The 19,221-nt window shown below is 72.5% G+C and carries 16 protein-coding genes; 9 read left to right on the top strand and 7 right to left on the bottom strand.

The window, feature by feature from the left end:
• The first annotated feature begins 188 nt into the window (after nt 1-188).
• Nucleotides 189-1,118: a class A beta-lactamase gene (bla, locus tag AB0I16_RS11785; RefSeq protein ID WP_363249158.1), complete on the top strand. Its 930-nt coding sequence runs from the start codon at nt 189-191 to the stop codon at nt 1,116-1,118.
• A 109-nt stretch (nt 1,119-1,227) separates the two neighbouring features.
• On the top strand, nt 1,228-2,106 hold the full coding sequence (locus AB0I16_RS11790; RefSeq protein WP_363249159.1) for a glycoside hydrolase family 16 protein: 879 nt from the start codon (nt 1,228-1,230) through the stop codon (nt 2,104-2,106).
• A 37-nt stretch (nt 2,107-2,143) separates the two neighbouring features.
• Here AB0I16_RS11790 and AB0I16_RS11795 read toward each other — a convergent pair whose 3' ends face one another.
• Together AB0I16_RS11795 and AB0I16_RS11800 are read right to left on the bottom strand one after the other, a co-directional pair.
• On the bottom strand, nt 2,144-2,920 hold the full coding sequence (locus tag AB0I16_RS11795; RefSeq protein WP_363249160.1) for an alpha/beta fold hydrolase: 777 nt from the start codon (nt 2,918-2,920) through the stop codon (nt 2,144-2,146).
• A complete protein-coding gene (locus tag AB0I16_RS11800) occupies nt 2,917-3,885 on the bottom strand; it encodes an LLM class flavin-dependent oxidoreductase (RefSeq protein ID WP_363249161.1) in 969 nt (322 codons plus the stop codon). Before AB0I16_RS11800 ends, AB0I16_RS11795 begins: the two co-directional genes overlap by 4 nt.
• Nucleotides 3,886-4,272: 387 nt before the next feature.
• Between AB0I16_RS11800 and AB0I16_RS11805 the strand changes: the two genes are divergently transcribed.
• The 3 genes from AB0I16_RS11805 (at nt 4,273) to AB0I16_RS11815 (ending at nt 7,858) form a co-directional block, all read left to right on the top strand.
• A complete protein-coding gene (locus tag AB0I16_RS11805; protein ID WP_363249162.1) occupies nt 4,273-5,139 on the top strand; it encodes an AfsR/SARP family transcriptional regulator in 867 nt (288 codons plus the stop codon).
• Nucleotides 5,140-5,466: 327 nt separating this feature from the next.
• A complete protein-coding gene (locus tag AB0I16_RS11810; RefSeq protein ID WP_363249163.1) occupies nt 5,467-6,402 on the top strand; it encodes a helix-turn-helix transcriptional regulator in 936 nt (311 codons plus the stop codon).
• Nucleotide 6,403: 1 nt separating this feature from the next.
• The gene (locus tag AB0I16_RS11815) at nt 6,404-7,858 is read left to right on the top strand and encodes an NAD(P)/FAD-dependent oxidoreductase (protein ID WP_363249164.1); all 1,455 of its coding nucleotides are present in this window, start codon (nt 6,404-6,406) and stop codon (nt 7,856-7,858) included.
• An 82-nt stretch (nt 7,859-7,940) separates the two neighbouring features.
• Here the strand turns inward: AB0I16_RS11815 and AB0I16_RS11820 are convergent, their stop codons facing one another.
• The 3 genes from AB0I16_RS11820 to AB0I16_RS11830 are packed head-to-tail and all read right to left on the bottom strand — an operon-like array spanning nt 7,941 to nt 14,411.
• Entirely contained in the window at nt 7,941-9,521 is a 1,581-nt protein-coding gene (locus AB0I16_RS11820) for a long-chain-fatty-acid--CoA ligase (RefSeq protein WP_363249165.1), read from the bottom strand.
• Nucleotides 9,518-14,101 (bottom strand): beta-ketoacyl synthase N-terminal-like domain-containing protein, encoded by a 4,584-nt coding sequence (locus tag AB0I16_RS11825; RefSeq protein ID WP_363249166.1) that lies wholly within the window; start codon nt 14,099-14,101, stop codon nt 9,518-9,520. Before AB0I16_RS11825 ends, AB0I16_RS11820 begins: the two co-directional genes overlap by 4 nt.
• A 25-nt stretch (nt 14,102-14,126) precedes the next feature.
• Complete coding sequence (locus tag AB0I16_RS11830) at nt 14,127-14,411, bottom strand: acyl carrier protein (protein WP_363249168.1); 285 nt, start codon at nt 14,409-14,411, stop codon at nt 14,127-14,129.
• Nucleotides 14,412-14,589: 178 nt separating this feature from the next.
• Between AB0I16_RS11830 and AB0I16_RS11835 the strand changes: the two genes are divergently transcribed.
• From AB0I16_RS11835 to AB0I16_RS11850, 4 genes are all read left to right on the top strand, one after another.
• Complete coding sequence (locus AB0I16_RS11835; protein WP_363249169.1) at nt 14,590-16,056, top strand: CoA transferase; 1,467 nt, start codon at nt 14,590-14,592, stop codon at nt 16,054-16,056.
• Nucleotides 16,057-16,189: 133 nt separating this feature from the next.
• Nucleotides 16,190-16,747: a carboxymuconolactone decarboxylase family protein gene (locus AB0I16_RS11840; protein WP_363249170.1), complete on the top strand. Its 558-nt coding sequence runs from the start codon at nt 16,190-16,192 to the stop codon at nt 16,745-16,747.
• A gap of 150 nt (nt 16,748-16,897) precedes the next feature.
• Nucleotides 16,898-17,161: a GlsB/YeaQ/YmgE family stress response membrane protein gene (locus AB0I16_RS11845; RefSeq protein WP_363249171.1), complete on the top strand. Its 264-nt coding sequence runs from the start codon at nt 16,898-16,900 to the stop codon at nt 17,159-17,161.
• Between the two features lie 144 nt (nt 17,162-17,305).
• Complete coding sequence (locus AB0I16_RS11850; protein ID WP_363249172.1) at nt 17,306-18,061, top strand: GNAT family N-acetyltransferase; 756 nt, start codon at nt 17,306-17,308, stop codon at nt 18,059-18,061.
• Nucleotides 18,062-18,068: 7 nt separating this feature from the next.
• Here the strand turns inward: AB0I16_RS11850 and AB0I16_RS11855 are convergent, their stop codons facing one another.
• On the bottom strand, nt 18,069-18,542 hold the full coding sequence (locus AB0I16_RS11855; protein ID WP_363249173.1) for an NUDIX domain-containing protein: 474 nt from the start codon (nt 18,540-18,542) through the stop codon (nt 18,069-18,071).
• Nucleotides 18,526-19,167 (bottom strand): XRE family transcriptional regulator, encoded by a 642-nt coding sequence (locus AB0I16_RS11860; RefSeq protein ID WP_363249174.1) that lies wholly within the window; start codon nt 19,165-19,167, stop codon nt 18,526-18,528. The genes AB0I16_RS11855 and AB0I16_RS11860 overlap by 17 nt, the downstream gene beginning before the upstream one ends.
• Nucleotides 19,168-19,221 lie beyond the last annotated feature (54 nt).

The raw sequence follows: 19,221 nt of genomic DNA on the forward strand, positions 1-19,221 counted from the left end.
CTTCCCTGACGTGCGTGGATACGGATATCGAATCGTTCGGTCGGCGAGAGTGTATTCGACATGGCAGTCGGCCGCGGCCTTCACTGTGACTGCCGCGCGACGCGCTGCCGGGCCGCCCGTCGACGGCGCCCGCGCGCTGCGGAGCAGCGCGTCCGTGACACCGACACCACCAGCGAAAGAGGACGACCGTGCGTCTCACCACCGCCACCGAAGCCCTGCCCTCGCGCCGCAAGCTACTGGCCCTCGGCGCCGGTACGGCCCTGGCCACCCTGGTGCCCGCCGTGCAGACCAAGGCGTACGCCGCCCCGCGCGGCAGGACGCTCACCTCACAACTGCGGGCGCTGGAGGAGGAGTACGCCGCCCGTCTCGGTGTATTCGCCCTCGACCCCGCTTCGGGTGCGACGGTGTCCTACCGCGCCGGTGAGCGCTTCCCGATGTGCTCGGTGTTCAAGGGCCTCGCCGCGGCGGCCGTCCTGCGGGACCTGGACCGGCACGGCGAGTTCCTCGGCCGGCGCTTCCGCTACACGGCGGAGTACGTCGAGGCCGCGGGGTACCGGCCCGTGACCGGGAAGCCCGAGAACATCGCCAACGGTCTGACCGGCGCCGAGCTGTGCGCCGCGGCCGTCAGCGAGAGCGACAACGGTGCCGCGAACCTGCTGCTGCGCGAGCTGGGCGGCCCCACCGCCATCACCCGGTTCTGCCGCAGCCTCGGGGACGACACCACGCGCCTCGACCGGTGGGAGCCGCAGCTGAACACCGCCGAGCCCTGGCGGGTCGAGGACACCACGAGCCCCCGGGCGATCGGCATGACGTACGGGCGTCTCCTCCTGGGCCGGGCGCTCACGCCGTGGGACCGGGAGCGGCTGTGGGACTGGCTGGTGGCGAACACCACCAACACCGAGCGCTTCCGCAAGGGGCTGCCCGCCGACTGGATTCTGGCGGACAAGACGGGCGGCGGCGCACAGTACGGCGTCGCCAACGACGTGGGCGCCGTCCAGCCGCCCGGCCGCTCCCCGCTGGTGCTGTCGATCCTGTCGACGAAGCTCGACCCGCAGGGCCCGACGGACAACCCCCTGGTCGCCAGGGCCGCCGCACTGGTGGCCGCGGCACTCACCTGAGCCGAGCAAGCTGGGGGGCGGGGTGCGGTGCAGCGAGTCCCGCCGCTCCCCCGTCACCTGGCGTTTTGTAAGGTTCGTGTCCTACGCATGAACCTTCAGGAGCAGCGCGATGCACCGACGTACCCGGCTGGCCCTCCTGCTCGCGCTCGGCGGTCTGCTGTGCGGCTGCGGCACCGCGCCGGGGGACGACGGAGGCGGCGGGGGCGGCGGGGGCGCCCCCTCGGCCGAGGAGAAGCCGTTCTGGCGGGCCGAGTTCACCGGGGCCGCGGCGACCCGCCCCTCGGAGGAGTCCTGGAACACGGAGACCGGCAACAAGGACGCCGAGGGGTGGGGCAACGACGAGCTCCAGTACTACACGGACGACGCGGCCAACTCCGCGCTCGACGGTTCGGGGCACCTCGTGATCTCGGCGCGGCCGGCCCCCGCCGGGGCGGACCTTCCGTGCCACACGCAGAAGCACTGCCCCTGGACCTCGGCCCGCCTGACGACGGAGGGAAAGGTCGCGCTCTCACGCGGCCGCGTGGAGGTCCGGGCGAAGCTGCCCACCGGCACGGGGCTGCTGCCGGCGATCTGGATGCTGGGTGACAACGGCGTCGAGTGGCCGGGGCAGGGTGAGATCGACATCTGCGAGGTGGTCGGCGGTGAACCGCGGACGGTGTACGGCACCGCGCACGGGCCGACCTACTACAACGAGAAGGGGATCGGTGACTCCACCACCCTTCCCGCCGACGCGTCACGCACCTTCCACACCTACGCAGTCGACAAGCAGCCGCACCGCATCACCTGGTCCGTCGACGGGGAACCGTACTTCACCCTGACCCCGTCGAAGCTGCCCGCGAAGCGCGACTGGGTCTTCGAGCAGGACATGCATCTGCTGCTCAACGTCGCGGTCGGAGGCGACTGGCCGGGCCCTCCCGACGCCTCCACCCCGTCGCCCGCCGAGATGACGGTCGACTACGTACGCTTCTACGGCGAGGGCCGGGCGTAACCGCCGCCCGCCCGCACCCGCCCGCACACGTCCGGCCTCACACCCGCGCCCCCAGCTTGCGCACGTGGCGTTCCAGGCTGTGCTGGACCGCCGCCGCGTGGTCGAAGAGGTGGAAGTGGCCGGCGCTGAACTCGGTCGTGCCGAGGAAGTCCGTGGTGTGCTCCGCCCAGACGGACAGGGCGTCGGGCGGGACGATCGGGTCGCTCGTGCCGCCGTAGGCCGCGACCGGGCAGGGTGCGGGTTCGCCGTCCTCGTGGAGGCTGCCCGCGGCCAGGAAGTCGGCGCGGATCGCGGGCATGATCGAGGCCAGCGTGGCGGGGTCGAGCGCCGTACCGTCGGTGAGCAGCCCGAGTTCGGCGACGCGGGCGAGGAGCTGGTCGTCCGACATGGTGGCGACCTGGGCCAGTTCGGCGGCCCAGCCGAGGCCCGGCGCCCAGGAGGAGACGGCCAGGAGCGCGGGCGCGGGCAGGCCGTGCCACGCGGCGGCCACGGCCAGCCGGTAGGCGAGCATGCCGCCGAAGCTGTGGCCGAACAGGACGTAGGGCCGGCCGTCCAGTTCGGCCTCGAACGCCTCCTGGAGTGCGTCGAGCAGCGGTTCCACTTCGGTGAAGGGCTTCTCGTCGAAGCGCTCCTGCCGGCCGGGCAGTTGCAGGGTGCGCACCTCCATGGTGGAGGGCAGCGTGGCGCCCCAGGCCTGGTAGGCCGGGGCCGTGCCGCCCGCGTGCGGGAACAGGAACACCTGGTGGCCGGCGTTCGGGTCGGCTCCGGACGTGGTGAACCAACGGGCCCTTCGGGTGCTTCCTGTGGTCGTCATGTGCTCTCCTGATCCGTCTGGCGGGCCTTGGACATGAGGACGTCCGCGATCTCCCGCAGGTGTGTCTCCGGTCGCAGCGATCCGATGCGGAGCACGATGTGGCGGGCACCGGCCCGCACGTAGTCGGCGAGGCGCTGGGCGCAGCGCTCGCTGGGGCCCCAGGCGTAGGCCTGGACGGCCGACATCTGCTCCAGGGTGCGGCCGTAGCAGTGCTCCAGGTAGTCGTCGAGTTCGACCCTGGCCCGCTGTTCGTCGCGGCCGACCGTGACCGTCAGGTACAGGGCGGGGACCACCGCGTCGGCCCGGCGGCCCGCGCGCCGGCAGAGGTGTTCCAGGCGTGCCCGCGCGCGGGCGTAGGCGTCCGCCGAGGCGAGGAAGGGCAGCCAGCCGTCGTAGCGGCAGGCCGCCCGTTCGAGTACGCGGGCGGTGTCGTCGGCGACGAGCCAGAGCGGTGGTCCGTCGGGTGCCGCGGGGCAGATGAGCCGGTCGAGGCCCTCCGCGCGCCAGTGCTTGCCGGCGAAGCGGTTCGGCGCGCCGGGCCGCGTGCTGCACCATGCGGTCCGCCACAGCGCGGTGATCTCGTCGAGCCGGTCGGCCCGCTCGGTCAGTCCGGCGCCGACGGCGGCCAGTTCCTCGGTGGTCTCCGGTGAGGGGAACCCCGAGCCCACGCCGAGGACGAGCCGGCCGGAGCTGACGTGGTCCAGGCTGCTGGCCATGTTGGCGGCCACGAGCGGGTGCCGGAGGGCGGGTGTCAGGGTCGCGGTGCCCAGGTGCGCCCGGTGGGTCACCGCGCCCACGGCGGACAGCACCACCAGGGGGTCGAGGCGGGGCCGTGCGGTGAGCGAGTCGCCCGTCCACAGCGAGTCGAAGCCGAGTTCCTCGGCCCGTCGTGCGAAGTCCAGCAGCGGGGAGACGCTGTACTCGCCGAGGATGGCCTGCTCCCTTGTCGGCAGCAGGACTCCCACACGCAGTGGCTGACGGGCAGCCCCCATCGCACACCTCTCTCTCGGATCGTCGTGGTCGGCGGTTTCTGCGACCCAAGCACCCGTGCCTGACAGATGCCTGATCGTGCGGTGGGGCCCGGCCATTACCTGGCACGTAATTGACTCGGGGTGGCCGCCGCGTCCGAACAAGCCATGCCTGGGGGCCGTTGACTCGCGTACAACGATGCAAAACGCGCAATAGGTGTCCGACATGCCCCTGTCCATCCCGACATCAACCGCGTGAAATCAGCTTTGCTTCCAGGAACTCACACTGGCGAGGAAGCGACGACTTCATCTATTCGGCACTTGCGGCCACGGCGGCGGACGGGGTCAATTAAATGAATCGTCCACGACAGGAGGAGAAAAGTGATGGCTCATTCCCAGTTCGATGCCGCGGGCCGTAATTCCGGCGCACCACTGCCTTCCTCGCCCCAGGCGGAGGACACTCACGGGACCGGTCAGGTCTTCGCCTTCCTGGGGCCCCTGGAGGTCCGTGCGGACGGCCGTACCCACGGCGTCAGCGGCAACCGGCAGCGCACCCTGCTGGCGGCGCTGCTCGTCAGCCCCGGCAGACAGCTCTCCGCCGAGCAGCTGTACACCGAGCTGTGGGGGGAGAACCCGCCGCCCACCTTCGAGAACTCGCTCCAGGCCCACGTCTACCGGCTGCGCAGGACCCTGCAGCAGACGGCGGGCCCGGACGGCGCCGCGCCCGAGCTGCTCACCCGCTCCTCGGGGTACGTCCTCGAACTCGGGGGCGCGCGCACCGACGCGGCGGCCTTCCGCCGGCTGACCGGCCAGGCCCGTGCCTGCACGCGGGAGAACCCCGCCGAGGCGCACCGGCTGCTCGGCGAGGCGCTGGCGCTCTGGCGTGGCGAGCCCTTCCAGGACGTCGTCCAGGGGCCGATGGCGCAGAGCGTGGCGCTGGCCCTGGAGGAGGAGCAGCTGTGCGCGATCGAGGACAGGCTCTGGCTGGAGATGCAGCTGATGGACCCGGTGCACAGCATCAGCGAGCTGAAGCGCATGCGCACCATGCACCCCTGGCGGGAGCGGCTGACCGAGATGCTGATGCTGGCCCTGTACCGGACGGGGCGGCAGGCCGAGGCGATGGAGACGTACGACAGCACGCGGCGCAGGCTGGCGAGCGAGCTGGGCGTGGAGCCGTCGCTGAAGCTGCGGGAGCGGCTGCGCGAGATCCTCAACCAGGCCCCCTCGCTGGACGCGGCCGTGCCCGCGTAGGCGGCGAGGGAGCCACTCCGTGAGGAGGCTGCGGCAGTACGCCCGAACCCCCCGGGGGCGTACCGCCGCAGCCTTCTCGTTCGCCCGGGGTCCGGGCGTCAGCCGCGCGTCAGCGCACTCCGGCAGAGTATTCCGTGAGCAGACTCCGCTTCGGGCTTCGGCAAGGAGAACGGGGACGGCGCATGGGAATTCGCTCCCGGCAGTCGCCCTTTTCTCCGCGCCGATTCTCTGCGTTCGCCGTGCCCTTTCCTGTAGCAATTACATGGCACCTCCACAGGAAAGGAAGGCGTTATTGCGGTTATTTGTTCGAGGACGAACACTCGGTGTATGACCTCACAGCTCATGCACCGAGAGAGTCCGAGCGTCGGATCGCTGCTGCGGGAATGGCGCAAGCGGCGCGGTGTCAGCCAGTTGGAGCTGGCCTCGCGCGCCGGCTGCTCCGCCCGGCACCTCAGCTTCGTCGAGACCGGCCGGGCCCGCCCCAGCATGGACGTCCTGCTCCGCTTCGCCGCCGACCTCGACCTGCCGCTGCGGGACCGCAACGTCCTGCTGGTCGCCGCCGGGTTCGCCCCGTACTTCCAGGAGTCGAGCATGGAAGGCCCCGCCCCCGGCGTCGTCCGGGGACGATTACGCCGCCTGGTCGCCGCCCACGAACCCCACCCGGTCCTGGTCTTCGACGCCCGGTACCGCATCGTGGAGGCGAACCGCACGTTCGGCGTCCTGGTGGGTGACGTCTCCCCCGAACTGCTGCGCCCACCGGTCAACTTCCTGCGCCTGCTCCTGCACCCGCGGGGCCTCGCGCCCCTCATGCCCGACCAGCGAGCATGGCGCGAACACCTCATCGGCCGGCTGCGCCGGCATGTGACCAGGACGGGGTCCACGCCGCTGAAGGCACTGTACGAGGAGGTCAGCGGCTACCCCGTGCCGCCCGCCGAGCGGCACGGCGACCACCGCTCCGACACGGCGGACGGCGTGTTCGACTTCCCCTACGCGCTGCCGCTGCGCCTGGTGCGCGGCGGCCGGACGCTGTCCTTCATCTCCACGGTCACGACCTTCAACGCCTTCGCCGACGTCGCCGTCTCCGAGCTTGCGGTCGCGACGCTGCTGCCCGCCGACACCGCCACCTCCGCCGGTCTGCGGGCCCTGCGGACGCGCCCACGGGGCCGCGCGGGCGCGGGCGGAGGCCCCATCAGCGGCCTCTCAGCCGCCGATCAGGACCGCTGGCCAGGGTGGTCGCAGGAAGAGGCACTACGAAGGGGATGATATGGACGAGGACTTCGAGGTCGTCATCATCGGCGCCGGCATGTCGGGCCTCGGCATGGCCGCCCGCCTCAAGGAGGCAGGACGGCGCGGGTTCACGGTTCTGGAGAAGGCCGGTTCGATCGGCGGGACGTGGCGCGACAACACCTACCCGGGCGCCGCCTGCGACGTGCAGTCCCACCTGTACTGGTACTCCTTCGGCGAACAGCCCGACTGGAGCCGCACCTATGCCGGGCAGCCGGAGATCCTGCACAACCTCGAACGGTTCGCCGCGCACCACGACCTCGCGGAGCACATCCGCCTCGGCGTGGAGGTCACCCGGGCCACCTGGTCCGACGACGAGGGCCGCTGGCTGCTGAGCACCTCGACCGGCGAACGGCTGCGGGCCCGCGTCCTGATCACGGCGTGGGGGCAGCTCAACCGCCCGGCGTGGGCCCGTGTCGAGGGCGTCGACGGCTTCGCGGGAACCCAGGTGCACACCGCGCGCTGGCCCGAGGACCTCGACGTGACGGGCAAGCGGGTCGCCTGCATCGGCAGCGCGGCAAGCGCCGTGCAACTGGTGCCCGCCATCGCGGACGCCACCGAACGCCTCACGGTGTTCCAGCGCTCGCCCAACTACCTGCTCCCGCGGCAGGACCGGGCCCTCGCGGACGACGAGCGCGCCGCGCTGCTCGCCGAGCCGGAACGCTACGCCACCCTGCGCGAGGAGTTGTACCGCGAGCGCGACGGCTGGGCCGTCGGCCTGCGCGACGACGGCAATCCGGTGCGGGAGCAGTTCCAGCAGGTGGCGGGGGAGCATCTGGGCGCGCAGGTCTCCGACGGCGAGCTGCGCGACCGGCTCACGCCCGACTACGCGTTCGGCTGCAAGCGGGTGCTGATCAGCGACGACTACTACCCCGCGCTGTCCCGCGACAACGTCGAGCTGGTGACGGAGTCCATCGTCAGGATCGAGCCGGAGGGCGTCCGCACCGCCGACGGGCGCCTGCACGAGGTCGACGTGCTCGTGCACGCGACCGGCTTCGAGTCGCTGGACCGCACCGGCGGGGTGGAGATCGTCGGCCGCGACCTGCTGACGCTGCGCGAGGCGTGGAAGGAGGGGCCCGAGGCCTACCTCGGCGTCTCCGTCAGCGGCTTCCCCAACATGTTCATGCTGTACGGGCCCAACACCAACCTGGGCCACCACTCGATCCTGTTCATGGTGGAGAGCCAGATCGACTACGTGCTCCAGGCGCTCGGCACCCTCGACGCCGACCGGGACCGCACACTGGACGTCGCCCCCGACGTGCAGCGGCGCTACAACGAAGAGCTGCGGCGCGACCTCGCGGGCACGGCCTTCGCCGCCGGCTGCGGGAGCTGGTACACCACGGGTGAGGGCCGCGTGGTCAACAACTGGTCCTCCAGCATCGAGGCCTACCGGGAGCGCACCGCGGTCTTCGCGCCGCGGGACTACGTGGAGTGAGTCCTCGTATCCCGGTCCGCACACGGCGGTGGCCCGCCCCCCTCGGTGAGGGGGCGGGCCACCGCCGTGTGCCGTGCGGCCGTCAGCCCCGCGCGGCGGCGAGTTCGTCGCGCACCGCCCGGCGCAGGACCTTGCCGCTGGGGTTGCGGGGCAGCGCGTCGGCGAAGTCATACGAGGTGGGCATCTTGAAGTCCGCGAGGCGGCCGCGCAGGAACAGCAGCAGGTCCCTGGCCCCGGCCCGCTGTCCGGGCTCCAGGACCACGCGGGCGTGCACCGACTCGCCCCACCGCTCGTGCGGCAGGCCCACCACGGCCGCGCCCGCGACGGCGGGGTGCCGGGCGAGGGCGTCCTCGATCTCGGCGGGGTAGACGTTCTCCCCGGCCACGATGATCATGTCGTTGACGCGGTCGCGGACGTGGACGTAGCCGTCCGCGTCCAGGAAGCCGGCGTCGCCCATGTGCACCCAGCCGTCGACCACGGTGCGCTCCGTGGCCTCGGGAAGCCGCCAGTAGCCGAGCATCCGGGCGGGGGTGCGCACACAGATCTCGCCGACCTCCCCGGTGGGCAGCTCCTTGCCGTCGGGGCCCTCGATGCGCACCTCGATGCCGGGGTAGGGGCGGCCCGCCGCGCGCAGCAGCGGGCTGCCGGGCACGTGGTCGGCGGGCGGCAGGCAGACGGCGAAGTTGCCGGTCTCACTGCTGCCGTAGATCTGGAGGAAGTCGCAGTCCAGTACGTCGATGGCCCGGCTGAGCAGTTCCTCGCCGATCGGGGAGCCGCCGTAGACCACCTTGCGCAGGGTGCCGAGCGCTCCTCTGCCCGCCGCGGGTTCGGCGAGCATCAGCTCCAGCATGGCGGGGGCCACGATCGCGGTGGTGACCTTCTCCTCCTCGATCACGCGGACCGCGTCGGAGCTGATGAAGGCGGGCAGGGAGACCACCGTGGCACCGGCGTTGAACGCCTGCATGCCGTAGGAGAGGCCGCCGATGTGGAAGCCGGGCAGGCCGATCAGGCTGCGGTCGCCGTCCTTCCAGTCCAGCCAGTCCAGGCCGTGGCTGTCCATCGCCTCGGCGACGTTGAAGAAGCTGCGGTGCGGAAGCACGACGCCCTTGGGCAGGCCGCTGGTGCCACTGGTGTAGATCTGCACGACGGGGCTGTTCTCGCCGTCCGCCTCCTCGTCCACGAACACCCGCGGGCCCGTGCCGGCGGCGACCGCGCGCTTGCGGGCGGCCAGCGAGTCGGCCCCGGTGGCGTCGGCGTCCAGGCACAGCAGGGTCCGCAGCGTGGGCAGGCCCTCGCGCACCTCGGCGGCCACCGGCAGGTGTTCCGCGTCCACCAGGAGGACCTCGGTGGTGGAGTCGCGCAGGATGTGGTCCACCTCCTGCGCGGTGAGCCGCCAGTTGACGGGGACGAGGACCGCGCCCGTCCTGGCGCAGGCGAAGGCCAGCTCCCAGTACTCGACGGCTTCCTTGCCGAGGTAGCCGACGCGGGAGCCCGGCACGACGCCGGCCTCGCGCAGCACCTGGGCCGTGCGCCCGCTCTCCCGGTCCAGCTCCCGGTAGGTGAGCGTCCGGCCCGAGCAGATGACGGCCGGCTGGTCGGGCCGGAGCGCGGCCTGCCGGTCGATCACTTCCCGCAGGGTCCGCGTACGTACGGACGTGGTCATCGGTGTGCTCCCGTCTCTGCCTGGTGTGCCGGTGCGTCGGCACCGGACAGCAGTTCTTCGATGTAGGTGCTGAGCAGGTCGACGCTGGGCCGGTCGAAGGTGACGGAGGCGGGCAGCGTGACCCGGAAGGCGGCTTCGAGCGTGTTGCGGATCTCGACCGCGTTGAGCGAGTCCATGCCGAGGTCGGCCAGTTCGGCGTCGGGTTCCACGTCGTCGGCCGACTCGAAGCGCAGGACGTCGGCGAGGCGGGCCCGTACGATCGCGTTGACCGCGGCCGAGCGTGCGGCTCCGGGGGTGTCGGCCAGTGCGCCGACGTCGCTGCGGCCCGCGTCCGCCGCGGTGCCGGAGACCAGGTCCGCGAAGAGCGCGCTGGGCGCCCTGCGGGCCACGAAGCGGTTCCAGTCGCAGTGGCCCATGAGGACCTGGCCGCGCCCGGCGTCGAGCAGTGCGGGCAGCGCCTCGGTGGCCTCGTCCTCTTCCAGGAGGGTGATGCCCTGGCCCTCCCAGCTGCGCACCAGGGAGGCGCTGAGCCGCCTGCCCGGGTCCTTGGACGCCCAGGGCCCCCAGTTGACGGCGGTGGCGGGCAGGCCCGCGACCGCGCGCTGCGCCATGAGGTGGTCGAGGAAGGCGTTGCCCGCCCCCGCCCCGGTCTGGGTGGCGGCGCCGAGCAGGGCCCCCGCCGTGGAGCAGCCGAGGAAGAAGTCGAGCTCGGGCAGGCCCGCGGTGGCCTCGTGCAGCAGCCAGGCGCCGTAGACCTTCGTACGGAAGCCAGCGTCCAGGCTCTCCCAGGTCTGCTGGGCGAGCGGCAGGTCCCGCGCGGTCTCCTGGGCGGCGTGGACGACGCCGCCGACGGGCGGTGCCGTCGCCGCGAGTTCGGCCAGGACGCGGGTGACGTCGTCCGCGGAGCCGATGTCGCAGGCGTGGACGCGGGCCGTGACGCCTTCGCCCAGGTCGGGCGCGGGGCCGCCGGTACGGTTCAGGAGTGCCAAGTGGCGGGCGCCCAGGGCGACGAGGCGGTGCGCGACGGCCCTGCCGACCATGCCGGTGGCGCCGGCGACCACGTAGGTGCGGTCGGGGCGGATCGTGACGGGTGCCGAGGGGGTGGGCACGGGTTCCGCCGTGCGCAGCCTGCGCACCCAGCGTCCGCCGTCGCGGTGGGCGATCTCCAGTTCGTTCTCCTCCGCCGCCAGCCACTCGCCGACCAGGCCGGTGGCGCCGTCGGTGCCGGGCTGGAGGTCGACCAGGGTCACCCGGTAGCCGGGGAACTCCATGCCGAGGGCACGCCCGAAGCCCCAGAGGGTGGCGGCGGCCGCCGGATCGGTGCCCTTGTCGCCGGGCAGGTGCTGTGCGCCCTCGCCGACCAGCCAGAGCCGCTGACCGCGGCCGAAGCCGCCCCGGGCCAGGGCGTCCAGTACGGCGAGCAGGTCGCGGTAGTTGGCCTCGCACTCGGCGCGCAGCCGGGCCGCGGCGTCGCCGTCGCCCGGTGCGGTGGTGTCGTCCGGTGCGCCGGCGTCGGCGCGAGGGGTGTGCCACAGCCAGCACACGTCGGTGGGGCGTTCGCCGACCAGCGCGTCGGCGAGGGCCGCGGGGTCGGCGGCCACGGTGAGGGTGACGCCCTCGGCGGCGGCCCGCTCCAGGAGCGCGTGCGGCAGCCGGGCGGTGTCGCCCGCCACCAGGACGCGGCGCTGCTCGCGCCGGGTGTCCGGCAGGGCCTTGGCGACCCAGTGCTGCTCGTAGTAGAGGCCGTTCGCGTGCCGCCCGCCCTCGGGGTCGCGCTCCGCCTGCCGGGCCGCGTCGGCGGCGCGGCGCTGCTTGGTGGGCAGCCAGTACCGCTTGCCGTCGAAGGGGTACGGGGGCAGCGTGATCCGGTGCCGCGGCGCGCCCTCGTGGTAGCCGGCCCAGGAGACGGGGACGCCCGCCTCGTAGGCCTTGGCCAGGGAGCGGCGGATCATGTCGCCGTCGTGGTCGTCGCGGAAGGTGCTGGACAGCCAGACGTGGTCGGCCTCACCGGCCGATGCCCTGGCCAGCGCGGTGAGCGCGGCCGAGGGGCCCAGCTCGACGAAGACGTGCCGTCCGCGCTTGTCCACCGCCCGCACACCGGCCTCGAACTGCACCGGCTCAAGGAGGTGCCTGACCCAGTAGTCGGGGTCGGCCATCTGCCGGCCGCGTGCCACGCGTCCGGTCACGTTGGAGACCAGGGCCATGGTGGGCGTGCGGAAGTCGACCGTGCCGAGCACCTGGCGGAACTCGTCGACGATCTCGGCCATCAGCGGCGAGTGGTACGGGACCGCGCCCCGCAGCGGGGTGACCTTCACGCCGCGCTCGGCGAGGCGGCGGCCCGCGTCGGCCAGCGACGCCTCGCCGCCGGTGAGCAGGCACTGCCCCGGGCCGTTGACGGCACCGATGCTCAGGTCGGGGTAGCCCTCGACGAGCGGGGCGACCTCGGCGGCCGGCGCGCCGACGGCGGCCATGCCGCCCTTGTCCCGCACCGCCTCGCTCAGGCGCCCGCGGGCGGCCACGAGGCGGGCCCCGTCCTCCGGCGAGAAGAGGCCGGCCACCGCGGCGGCGGCGAACTCGCCCAGGCTGTGGCCCATCAGGACGGAGGGGCGTACCCCCCAGGACAGCCACAGCCTGGCCATCGCGTATTCGAGGCTGAACAGCGCGGGCTGGAGGTACCGGGGTTCGTGGATGCGCTCGGGCGCCTCGCACTCGCCGCGGATCAGCGCGCCCAGGTCCACGCCGAGCAGCGGGGTGAGGATGCGGTCGCACTCGTCGATGGCGGCGCGGAACACGGGGTACTGCCGGTGGAGCGCGGCGCCCATGCCGGGGTACTGCGTGCCTGTACCGGAGAAGAGGAACGCCACCTTGGGGGCGCCCGCCGAGCCGCCGCGGGCGGCGCCCTCGGCCAGGGCCGTGACGCGCCTGCCCAGCGCCCGTACGGCGCCTTCGCGGTCGCCGACCGCTTCGGCGATGCGGTAGCGGAAGTGGGCGCGGCCGGTGTTGGAGGTGCGGCACAGGTCGGCGAGCGAGGTCTCGGGGTGCCGGTCGAGATGGTCGAGGTAGCGCTCGGCGAGGCGCCGCAGGGAGGTGCGGCTCTTGGCCGACAGGGTGAGTACGGCGCTGGGGCGCGCGTCCTCCGCCTCCTCCTGGGCCGGAGCATCGGCCGGGGCCTCCTCCAGGACGACGGAGGCGATCGTGCCGGTCACACCGAAGCCGTTGACCATGGCGCGGGCGGTGTCCGCGGTGGGCCAGGGGCGGACCTCGGTCGGGACGGTGACGGGGGCGTCGTCCCAGGCGATGCGGCGGGAGGGGGTGACGAGGTTCAGGTGCGGGAAGACGGTCCTCTCCCGCAGTTGGAGCACCGCCTTGATGAGGGAACCGGCACCGGCGGCGCCCTCCATGTGCCCGATGTTCGTCTTGAGCGACCCCACCACGACGGGCCGCTCCTTGGTGTGCGACGTGGCGAACACATCGCTGATGGCGTCCATCTCGGTGGGGTCGCCGAGCGCGGTGCCCGTGCCGTGCGCCTCGACGTACTGGATGTCGCCGGGCTCCAGGCGGCACCGGGCCAGGGCGGAGCGCATGACCTGCTCCTGGGCGGCGCCGTTGGGGGCCACCAGGCCCGCGCTCTCGCCGTCCTGGCCGACCGCGGAGCCCCGGATCACGGCGTGGACGGTGTCGCCGTCGCGCCGCGCGTCGGAGAGCCGCTTCAGGACGAGCACGCCGCAGCCCTCGGCGCGGGCGTAGCCGTTGGCGCTCTCGTCGAAGGTCTTGCACTGGGCGTCGGGGGCGAGCACTCCGCCCAGGCCCAGGATGGCGTGGTTCTGCGCGTTGTGGATGACGTTGACGCCGCCGCTCAGCGCGACCCCGCACTCGCCGCCGCGCAGGGCCTGCACGGCGAGGTGGGTGGCCGTCAGCGACGAGGAGCAGGTGGTGTCGACGGTCATGCACGGGCCGCGCAGCCCGAGGAAGAACGACAGGCGGCCGGAGACCGCGCTGTGGGTCAGGCCGGGCGCGAGGTAGCCGTCGAGGTCGGCGGGGGCGAGGTCGGTGGACTCGAAGATGTAGTCGAGTGTGGTGACGCCCATGAACACGCCGGTGTCGCCGTGGCGCAGGGAGGCGGGGTCGATGCCCGCGTGTTCCAGCGCCTCCCATGCCGTGTGGAGGGCGAGCCGCTGCTGGGGGTCGATGTAGGGCGCCTCTTTGGGCGAGATGGAGAAGAAGGCGGCGTCGAAGCGGTCGACGTCGGGGACGAAGCCACCGCGCGGCCAGCCCTCGCCCTCCTCCCCGGCCGGGGAGGCGCCTTCGGCCGCCGCCCCGGGTCCGGGGGAAACCGCGTCGGGCGCCATCTGGCGGCGCTCGCCGGCCGGCAGCGGCCCGATGCCGGAACGTCCCTCGCGCAGGAATTCCGCAAACGTGTCCGCGTCATTGTTGCCGCCCGGAATACGAAGGCCCATGCCCACAATTGCTATGGGTTCGTATTTCTCGCGTTCAAGGGCGGCGAGCGCTTCCTCCTTGCGTCGTAGATCGGCGATCACGGCGGCAAGTTCGGCCGCCGTCGGACTGGCTTGCTCCGACATTTATGCCCTCCGGTCAGACAACAGATCACGCACAGAGATGGTCTATCAACTGACCGGCGGTGGGGTGACCGAAAAGAGCGGCCGTGGAAATCTCGCGCCCCATCCTCCGCTCCAGGGAGAGCTTCACCTCGCTCAGCCGCAGGGACGTGAGCCCCAGGTCGAGGAAGCCCACGTCCAGCGGGAACTCCTCGTCGTCGGTCATGAAAAGGGCGCTTCTGAACTCGCCCACCACCAGGTCCTCGACGAGCTCCCGACGCTCGTGCTCGGGCAGGAGCTCCCACTGTTCCACGGCGAGAAAATCTTGCGACACCACGCCACCACCTCTCTGCGAATCGACTGCTGCTCCGCAATCGAAACAGCACCACCTGATAGTGAACTGATAGCGGCCTGATGGCGCTCCCCCACGGGTTCGATCACATTCCTGCAAGCGCCATGGAAATATTCGCGGACCGGTTTACCGCCGCCCGATCGGTGTTATGTTTCCTGACATGAAGGCAAACGAATTCGACGTGGTCGATGAATTAGACAGGACACTCAAGACGCTCGGGCTCTCCCGCGACGGAGCCGTCAGCGAACTCGTCGTGCGGGGACAGGACCCGCTGGTGCCGTCGACGATCCGGCTGGGCTCGGCCATGGGCATAGCCCTGCTGTCCGCCGCCGTGGGCGCGGCACAGATCTGGCAGGAGTCGACGGGCCGCCCCCAGCGTCTCGGCCTCGACCTGGGCCAGGCGCTGCACCAGCTCACGCCCTACCTCGGCGGCGGCAACACCCTGAACGGCTACGGCTCCAACATGGGCAGCGTCCTCGGGCTCGACGGCGCCCTCGCCCCCGCCCTGTGGGACCTGTACCGCACGGCCGACGACCGCTGGGCCATCCCAATCGCCTGCTATCCGAACACCCGTGACACCTTCCTCGACCTGCTCGGCACCGCGCACACCCGCGAGCACATCGCCGCGGCCATCGCGGACCGCGTCTCCTGGGATCTGGAGGAGGAGGCGGCCGCCCGGGGCGTCCCCCTGGCGATCGTCCGCAGCAGGGAGGAGTTCCTGGCCCACCCGCAGGGCGAGGCCGTGCTGGCCGAACCCCTGGTCTCCGTGGAGCGGGTGGGCGACGCCCCGCCGCGTCCGCTGCCGGCGGGCGCCCAGCCGCTGTCCGGTCTGCGCTCGCTGCAGTTCACCCACGTCTTCGCGGGTACGGCGGCCGGCCGGGTCCTCGCCGAACAGGGCGCCGACGTCCTGCACGTGTGCGAGCCGAACGCCTTCGACCACGACCTGTGCTGGAACGAGACGGGCGTCGGCCTGCGCTCGGCCCGGCTCGCCCTGAAGCCCGAAGCCGACAGCGACGGCGAGGGCCGCCGCACCTTCCGCGAACTGCTGCGCTCCTCGGACGTGTTCGTGCACAACCACCGGCCCGCCAAGATGGCCAGGCTCGGTCTCACCCCCGAGGAGGTCGCCGAGATCAACCCCGGCGTCATCCACGTCTCCGTGCGCTGTTACGGCCACAGCGGCCCCTGGCAGGAACGCGGCGGCTTCGACCAGCACGCCCAGGCCCTGACCGGCGTCAACTGGAGCGAGGGGCAGGACGGCCGCCCCCAGCTGCCGCCCGGCCGCATGCTCAACGACTACCTCGCCGCCTATCTCGCCGCCGCCGGCGTCATGAGCGCGGTCCTGCGCCGCGCCCGCGAGGGCGGCAGCTACCAGGTGCGCGTCTCCCTGGCCGGTGTCTCCAACTGGGCCTACCAGCTGGGCACCTTCACGCACGAGCAGTCCGAGCGGCTCCTTCCCGCCGCCACGCTGCCGCCGCCCCGGCGCCTCACCCGGCCCACCCCGCTCGGCGACCTCTCCCTGGTGGCCCCGCCGGTCACCCTGAGCGAGACCCCGGCCGCCTGGCGCGGCCCGCTCCTCGTCCCCCGCGGCTCGTCGCAGCCGCGCTGGTACGACGACGTGGCGTCCTGACGCAGCGCGCCGCGCACCCCCACCGCGCCCCGCACCACGTCCTCACCACCACCCACCGAAGAGCCCGTCACCGTACCGAAGAGCCCCGTCACCCCACCGAAGAGCCCGTCACCCCACCGAAGAGAGAGACGCCATGTCCCGCATCCCCTGCCTCGACGACGCGTCGATGCCCGAGTCCCTGCGCTCCCTCAGCCAGGGACGCATCATCAACGTCTACCGGATACTCGGTCACGCGCCCCGGTCGGTGACCCAGATCGCCCGCCTCGGCGCCGCGCTCTTCGCCGAGGGCAGCCTCAGCGCGATCGACCGCGAACTGCTGATCCTCACCTACGGCACCGTCTTCGAGGCCGAGTACGAGTGGGAGCAGCACGTCCCGATCTCCCGGGCCGTGGGGGTCACGGACGCCCAGCGCGCCGCCGTGCGCGGCAAGCGGTACGACGCCGATGTCTTCACCCCTGCCCAGCGGTCGCTCCTCGGCTTCGCCGCGGCCGCGGCCGCCTCACCCCTGGTGGACGAGGACCGCTTCGCGGCGGTGGCGGCGCACTACACCGAGGAGCAGCTCGTCGAGACCCTGGTCCTCGCGGGCTTCTACTACCTGCTCGGCCGCGTCTGCACCGTCCTCGACGTCGAGATCGACGCAGCGGAGACCGACGAGCTGGTGCGCATGGCACAGAGCATGCACAGCAACTGACCTCTCCTCCACGGCGTCCGCACGACCCCTGGGTGACCCTCTCCGCCCCTCTCCCGCCTCGGGGTGAAACGTGGGGGACTGCCTCGGCGAGGACGGGGCACCCGTAGATCTACACCTATGTAGATGGCTTATAGAGAGAGGCAGCCAGCAATGGAGATCTCAGGGATCATCACCGCGGTCGTGATCGGTGTCGTCATCGGGATCCTGGGGCGTCTCGTCCTGCCGGGCCGGCAGCGCATCGGCGTCCTGTGGACCATCCTGGTCGGTGTTATCGCCGCCCTCATCGGCACGGCCATCGCCGGAGCTTTGGACGTCGCCGACACCAAGGGCATCGACTGGATCGAACTCGCCATCCAGATCGGCCTCGCCGCCGTGGGTGTCGCCGGTGTGGAGCGGCTCAAGGGCCGGCGCTGAGCCTTGGTTCTCCTGCTCGACGAGCGGTGTGAGGGTGAGGGGCGTGGCTCGGCCACGCCCCTCGCGCCGTTTCGGCGGGGGCCGGTCGTGGCCGGAGGCCTCCCCGGTGCCACCGGAGCGGACCGGGATGGAAGGATCGGCGGGATGAACAGTGATACCGCAGCCCTCGCCAACCCCGTGACCGAGTCGTTGCTCGGCGCACACGCGCATCTGGGCCGACGGCTCGGACAGGCGGCCACCTACCTGCCGGGAGTCTCGACGTTCTGCGCACTGCCGGCCGAGCCCGGCGCCCAGGACTGGGCGGATCTGGCGAAGCTGCTCGGGCCCGGCGGTTTCGCCGACATGTTCAGCAGCCCCGCGCTTCCGCCGGCGGACTGGGAGCCGGTCTTCGTACTGGAGGGCCGCCAGATGCTCTGGCCCGACAGCGGCCCACTCGACGCCCCGCGCCCGGGCGGCGGTACCGCGACGACCGAGCCGACGGTGACCGAGCCTGCGACGACCGAGTCGGCGGTGGCCGAGCTCGGCCCGGACGACGTGCCCGAGATGCTCGACCTCGTCGAGCGGGCCCAGCCGGGGCCGTTCGGGCCCCGTACCCGCGAACTCGGCACCTACCTCGGCATCCGCGAACACGGACGCCTGGTGGCGATGGCGGGCGAGCGGCTGCGGCCCCCGGGCCACACCGAGATCAGTGCCGTGTGCACGGCCCCCGAGGCGCGCGGCCGGGGCCACGCGGCCCGCCTGGTGCGCGCGCTGGCCGACCGCATCCTGGCCCGGGGCGAACGCCCCTTCCTGCACGTGGCCGAGGCGAATACCGGCGCCATCGCTCTCTACGAACGACTCGGCTTCGCGTACCACCAGAAGGTGACCTTCCGCGGTTTCCGGACCCCGGACGCCGACTGATCACGCCTCAGTGGGCAGCTATGCGCCAAGGACCCTCGGGCGCCAGCGCGTTGAGCACCGCGAGCAGTTGTGGCGGCTCGACCGGGTCCGGCAGGGACCGGGGCTCCGGCCATGCGAACCAGGCGTGGGAGTGCAGGCTGGTCCGTTCCTCGGGGAGCAGCCCGGTGCGCAGCAGTGGCGGTCGTTCGACGGGGTGGCGGGCGAGGAAAAACAGTTCCGTCCCGACGTACCGCTTCCCCGCCCAGCGGACGTCACGGTCGACGGGCACCGACCGGTCGAGTACTGACGCCGGGTCAAGGCCGGTCTCCTCGGCGAGCTCGCGCCGCGCCGCCGCGAGGGGCGTCTCACCGGGCTCGATGCCGCCGCCGGGCGACTCCCACACGTAGGTGCCCGCGACCGGGTCCCGCCACCGCAGGAGAAGCACCCGGTCGGCGGCGTCCAGGCAGAGAACCCTTGCGGCGGGTCTATGTTCCGTCTCCACCAGCGGAACCGTACGCCGCGCCCCGGGAGGCGGACAAGGCGGCAGCCGCCGGGCCGGGGCCCGGTGGGATGTGGACCGTCATGATCAGGTGGCAGGTTTCGGTGCCCGCGCCGCGATAGGTGTGCGCGGTGTCGCCGTCGAACGCGGCCGTCTGGCCGGCCTCGACGGCATGCTCCCCGCCGTCGACGACGAGCGTCATCCGGCCGTGCGTGACGCTGACCGTCTCCACGACGCCGGCCTGGTGCGGATGGCTGGGGTACTCCTCCCCCGGTTCCAGGCTCCAGCGCCAGACCTCGACCGGAGCCGGTCCCGAGGTGGTCAGCATGAGGCGGGCCTCGCCACCGCTCCCACCGGACCACAGGGGCACGACCTCGTCGGCGGACACCACCCGGACGCGTCCCTCCGCGGGCCCCTCCATCAGGGCGGACACCGAGACGCCGAGAGTGTCGGCGAGCCGGACGAGCGTGGCGAAGTTCGGGTTGCCCTGCGCCTTCTCCAGGCCGACCAGGGCGCCCTTGCTGACCCTGGCCCGCCGGCCCAGCTCGTCGAGGGAGAGACCCGCGCGCGTACGGGCGGCTCTCACGTTGTGCGCGAGTGTGCGCAGGGCTGCCTCTGCCTCGGGCACCTGATCACCGTCCTACGAGTGGGGGGCGCGGGGACGCGCGAGCCGCTGAGCGAT

The sequence above is a fragment of the Streptomyces sp. NPDC050703 genome (assembly GCF_040654435.1).
Lineage (GTDB): Bacteria > Actinomycetota > Actinomycetes > Streptomycetales > Streptomycetaceae > Streptomyces.

Bases quoted from the DNA above. Each gene is read 5' to 3' on its own strand.
- AB0I16_RS11790 (WP_363249159.1), top strand. From the start codon at position 1,228: ATGCACCGACGTACCCGGCTGGCCCTCCTGCTCGCGCTCGGCGGTCTG.
- AB0I16_RS11795 (WP_363249160.1), bottom strand. From the start codon at position 2,920: ATGACGACCACAGGAAGCACCCGAAGGGCCCGTTGGTTCACCACGTCC.
- AB0I16_RS11805 (WP_363249162.1), top strand. From the start codon at position 4,273: ATGGCTCATTCCCAGTTCGATGCCGCGGGCCGTAATTCCGGCGCACCA.
- AB0I16_RS11810 (WP_363249163.1), top strand. From the start codon at position 5,467: ATGACCTCACAGCTCATGCACCGAGAGAGTCCGAGCGTCGGATCGCTG.
- AB0I16_RS11815 (WP_363249164.1), top strand. From the start codon at position 6,404: ATGGACGAGGACTTCGAGGTCGTCATCATCGGCGCCGGCATGTCGGGC.
- AB0I16_RS11820 (WP_363249165.1), bottom strand. From the start codon at position 9,521: ATGACCACGTCCGTACGTACGCGGACCCTGCGGGAAGTGATCGACCGG.
- AB0I16_RS11825 (WP_363249166.1), bottom strand. From the start codon at position 14,101: ATGTCGGAGCAAGCCAGTCCGACGGCGGCCGAACTTGCCGCCGTGATC.
- AB0I16_RS11835 (WP_363249169.1), top strand. From the start codon at position 14,590: ATGAAGGCAAACGAATTCGACGTGGTCGATGAATTAGACAGGACACTC.
- AB0I16_RS11840 (WP_363249170.1), top strand. From the start codon at position 16,190: ATGTCCCGCATCCCCTGCCTCGACGACGCGTCGATGCCCGAGTCCCTG.
- AB0I16_RS11845 (WP_363249171.1), top strand. From the start codon at position 16,898: ATGGAGATCTCAGGGATCATCACCGCGGTCGTGATCGGTGTCGTCATC.
- AB0I16_RS11850 (WP_363249172.1), top strand. From the start codon at position 17,306: ATGAACAGTGATACCGCAGCCCTCGCCAACCCCGTGACCGAGTCGTTG.